Source organism: Endozoicomonas sp. SESOKO4 (assembly GCF_024606275.1).
In genome coordinates, this window is record NZ_JAHHPS010000136.1 from 1 (window position 1) to 4,533 (window position 4,533).

Genomic DNA, 4,533 nt, shown 5'->3' on the forward strand with positions numbered 1-4,533 from the left:
GATGGGGGCTGAGGTGACTGGCCCTGTTGAAGACCGATTTCAGTTTGAAGTGCGTCAGGGTGTGAAACCGAATTCTACTGAGGTGCGCCTGAGGATCAAGTCTCGTGCCATTTTGGAGGAAAGTCAGTCGACCACCGAACCCAAGTGGAACAACCTTTCGGAGCGCAGTCAGAAGATGCGTGACAGTATCCTGAACGAACTGCTGTTGTTTATGGTGCGGGATGACAGTGATAAATCCGTCTCCTACTTGGCTCAGGATCTGAACCTGGGTGACCTGGCTGTTATTGAACAGGACGGTGCCGGTAACCCGCTACTGAGAATGGATCAACTCTCTTATGCCCGTAGCTGGTCTGCAGTTGATGCGGCCCTGCAACAGACAGGGGTGGATGTGACTGACAAGAACCGTTCGGCAGGTATCTTCTATCTGCAGGTAGACCCTAAAGGAGTGGTCAGGAAAGAGAAAGAGTCCGGTGGCTGGTTCAGTGGCTGGTTTGGCGGTGGTGAAAAGAAAGAGACACCAAAAGAGGTTTTGTTAATGAGGGTCTCAGAGTTGAATGGGGTCGTCCGGGTATCGGTAGAAAAGGATGCCAATACTTCAGCGCCTGCCGACATCAGTCGTAAGTTGCTGAATCTTGTGAAGGAAAACCTCAAGTAGTGTAGAATCCCAGTGTTAAGGCCAGTCTCCATGACTGGTTTTTTTTTGTTTTTGTTTGCCAGGCAACGCAAACAGTTCCATGGGGCGGCTTTAAGTTTCGCTCCTGTTGATTGTTCATTAGTAGAAGGCAGGATATTGGCAATGAGCCTTGCTGGTAAAGTACTGGCCGTAAATAACGACCTTCCTATTCGAACAGAGCTTCCCGTGCACTCAGGCAAGGTCCGCTCTGTTTACTGGTTGACAGAGGCGGACAGCCGTCGCCTGATCAGGGAAAAGGGCTATGATGTAGCTGACGATACCCCTTTGGCCATCATGGTGATTTCTGACCGAATGAGTGCCTTTGACTGTATCTGGAGGGGCGAAGGCAACATGAGGGGGGTTCCCGGTAAAGGGGCTGCCCTGAATGCGATCTCCAATCATTGGTTCAAACTTTTCAGGGAGTCCGGTCTGGCTGACAGCCATATACTGGATATTCCCCATCCCTTTGTCTGGATTGTTCAAAAAGCCCGGCCAGTGATGATTGAAGCGATCTGTCGTCAATACATTACAGGGTCGATGTGGCGAGCTTACAGCAAGGGTGAGCGTGATTTCTGTGGTATCCAGCTTCCGGATGGTCTTGAGAAGGACCAGAAATTACCGGAATTACTGGTGACACCTTCCACTAAAGGTATTTTGAAAGGAATCCCCGGTGTGCCAGAGGTGGATGATGTTAACATCACCCGGGCTGACCTTTTGACGAATTACGACGCTTTCGGCTTTCAGAAGCCTGAAGATATTGATCGTTATGAAAGGCTCCTGAGAGAAGGCTTCGGTGTCATTTCACAAGCTCTGGGTCAGTTGGGCCAGGTGTTTGTGGATACCAAGTTTGAGTTTGGTTATGTCACCGGTGTTGACGGTCAGGACAAGCTCATTTACATGGATGAAGTGGGGACACCGGATTCTTCCAGAATTTGGGACGGAGCTTTCTACAGGACCGGTAAGGTGGTGGAAAACTCCAAGGAAGGTTTCCGTCAGCAGTTGCTGAGTTATTTTCCTGATCCGGACATCCTGCTCAACAAGGACAGGATGGACGAGAGACGGGCTCTGGCCGAAGAGAATGAGCTGCCCCCATCCATCATGATGGCCGTTTCCAAAACCTACCTGGACATTGCTGAGCGCATAACAGGCGAGCCTCTTCAGCTCTCGGACAACCCCAAAGCTGAAGTCGTCACCATTCTCAAGGATGAATATGGTTTGATTGATTAATGACTTTGGTCCGGAGTTCTTCGGTTCTCTGGGTCGGTTTGACGAGGGGGTGGTCTTTTAATAGCGATTGGTTATTAATAAAAATCTGCAGTATGACGGGAATCGGCTTACTTTTTTCAATTTATAGTCCGCGTAAGGCTTACGTCATCTGTTTTTTATGCACAAATGTCAAGCCCTTGACGTCAAAAAAATGCATCTGGTCTAAGTAATTGATTTTATAAGGATGAGTTGTAACCTATTGAAAAATAAAGAAAAATAATTGATCAAAAAATGATCGATTTGTATGAGGGGCAGTAAGAATAGGTCTTTCTGAATGATTTCACGGGTTCTTCCACAAACTTATCCACAGATTTTGTGGGTAAGATTTCAGTAATGCTTCATCTGGAAGTCATGTAATCTGCCACCAAAGCCCTTTATTACAACTTTTTATTAAAGAATGCTGGGCTCCTGACGAGTCGGCTAGAGAATCTGAGCATGAATGAATTGCCAAATATTGTAGATCTGACTGAAGAAAATGTCCGAGAAGTATTAATTGAGCAGTCGGCCCAGCGACCGGTGCTACTGGATATCTGGGCTGAGTGGTGTGAGCCCTGCAAGAGTCAGCTACCGATTCTGGACAGCCTGGTAGAGAACTATCAGGGTAAGTTTCTGTTGGCCAAGCTGGATGCTGAGCAACCTCTGGGCCAGCAGTTAATGGCTCAGCTGGGGGTGCGTAGTGTACCGACTCTGGTCTTCTTTCATCAGGGACAGCCTGTGCAGGTGTTGTCCGGCTTGCAGACTGAAGCTGCCCTGAAAGAAGTGCTGGACCCGTTAACCATGAGCCCTGTGGAGCGGATCAGGTTACAGGTTGAGCAGTTGATTGAGGAGGGGCAGCATGAGCAGGCGCTGACGCTGTTACAACAGATTCTTCAGGAAGAGCCTGAAAATCACGGGCTTCAGGTGCTTCAGGTTAACCTGCTGCTGGCAGTAGGTCGCATTGACGATGCCAAAACACTGATGGCTGCATTGCCTGACGATACTGCCGGTATTGCCCAGCCCAGGGCAAAGCTGGCTTTTTATGAAATGATGGTAGAAGCACCGCAAAGGGTAGAGTTGGAAGCTTGTCTTCACGATAATGAAAACGATCATGAGGCACGTTATCAACTTGCTATCAGTCAGGTGGTTGCCGATGAAAATGAGCAGGCTCTGGAAAACCTTCTGTTGATCGTGAGGAGAGACCGTGCCTTCCGCGATGACGGCGCCAGACTTTTAATGCTGAAGGTTTTTGATCAGCTGGGTGCTGGAAGCTCACTGGCCAAGCGTTATCGAGGCAAGCTGTTTGGCTTGATGCATTGATGCATTGATGCATTGATGGATTAGTGAGTCGGGCTTCCTGTGAATGGAAGCCCGATGGCGATTAAGGTTCAGCAGTTGCTTCCGTGAGTCCGCCCAGAGTCTCGACCAGATCATTGATCAGCTTTCTCAGGGAGAGGCTCATGACTGCGAAATCGGCATCAAATTGTTCGGCTGCGGTTTCCGCTTCCACTTCGTCCAGTTGATCCTGGATCACTTCACTAAATTTTAGTTTTCGAACAGTCAGGTCATCGCTGAGCACAAAAGTCTGTGCTTCGTCCCATTGCAGGGATAATTTGCTTACCTGCATGCCACCTTCCAGGTGTGCCTGGATTTCTTCTGTGATCAACGTCTGTCTGCGAACATTAATCTGTCCACCCTCGTCACCAGGCTCTCGCAGGTCGCATTCGTCACCCAGAATAAAAGGCGCTGGCACTGCAGGGTTTTCGGACAGCCATTGTGTCATGGAGGCTGAGGGCGGGTTCTTTAGGGAGGGGTTAATAATCGGCAGGCTGCCCAGGCATTCCCTTAAACAGCTGGTGAGTTCTTCTGCTTTCTTGAAGGAGGATGCGTCCACAACCAGCCAGCCCTCTTTTGTATCCACATAAGCGAACGTTTTCTGGTGTTTGGTGAAGGCTCTGGGCAACAATTCCATTGTAATGTCATCCTTGAGCGCTTTTTTTTCTTTGCTGAACACTTCTCGTTGTTCTTCTTGTTCTATTGTTTCTATTTTTTCTTCCAGGGCATCCTTGATAACACTGGCGGGAAGAATCTTCTCCTCTTTCCTGGCGCAGATCATGACAAAGTCACCAGTGGTGTGTGTCAGCATATCGCCATGGCGACCCAAAGGTGGAACCCAGCCATATGAGCTAATGTCCTGGCTGTTGCAGCCACGAAAGCGTTTTTCAGAGAGCTTCTCTTCCAGCTCCTCACTATTCCATTTAACGGGTTTGGTAAAACGATAGAAAATCAGGTTTTTAAACCACATGATTGAGTCCATGCAAAATTGAGTGTCTGCATTATACGCATCAAGCTTCCGCTACGTGAGAGAAAGTACATGCTGTTTCTGGCCCGAAAGCATTCATAAAACTGCTTTGATCGGTTTAGGATTTTTGCAGCCTTAATACAGTTTTGCAGTACTCTGTTGCGGATACTTATAAAAAAAGTGTCTAAAGGCTGTTGCGTGAAGTTCGGTTCGCTGCTTATAATGCGCCGCGTTGTTGAGAGACACATGGCCAAGACCGAAAGGGTGATTAGCTCAGCTGGGAGAGCATCTGCCTTACAAGCAGAGGGTCGGCGGT

General features: G+C 48.6%; 4 protein-coding genes. 3 read left to right on the forward strand and 1 reads right to left on the reverse strand.

Annotation, left to right across the window (positions count from 1 at the left end; all coding sequences use genetic code 11):
• The 3 genes from bamC to KDK16_RS02495 form a co-directional block, all read left to right on the forward strand.
• A partial coding sequence (gene bamC, locus KDK16_RS02485; RefSeq protein ID WP_257274508.1) for an outer membrane protein assembly factor BamC occupies nucleotides 1-655 on the forward strand: 655 nt, incomplete at its 5' end.
• Between the two features lie 30 nt (nucleotides 656-685).
• Nucleotides 686-1,900: a phosphoribosylaminoimidazolesuccinocarboxamide synthase gene (locus tag KDK16_RS02490; protein ID WP_306670697.1), complete on the forward strand. Its 1,215-nt coding sequence runs from the start codon at nucleotides 686-688 to the stop codon at nucleotides 1,898-1,900.
• Between the two features lie 474 nt (nucleotides 1,901-2,374).
• The gene (locus KDK16_RS02495) at nucleotides 2,375-3,235 is read left to right on the forward strand and encodes a tetratricopeptide repeat protein (protein WP_257274509.1); all 861 of its coding nucleotides are present in this window, start codon (nucleotides 2,375-2,377) and stop codon (nucleotides 3,233-3,235) included.
• A gap of 61 nt (nucleotides 3,236-3,296) precedes the next feature.
• Here the strand turns inward: KDK16_RS02495 and rdgC are convergent, their stop codons facing one another.
• On the reverse strand, nucleotides 3,297-4,232 hold the full coding sequence (rdgC, locus tag KDK16_RS02500; RefSeq protein WP_257274511.1) for a recombination-associated protein RdgC: 936 nt from the start codon (nucleotides 4,230-4,232) through the stop codon (nucleotides 3,297-3,299).
• Between the last annotated feature and the right edge of the window lie 301 nt (nucleotides 4,233-4,533).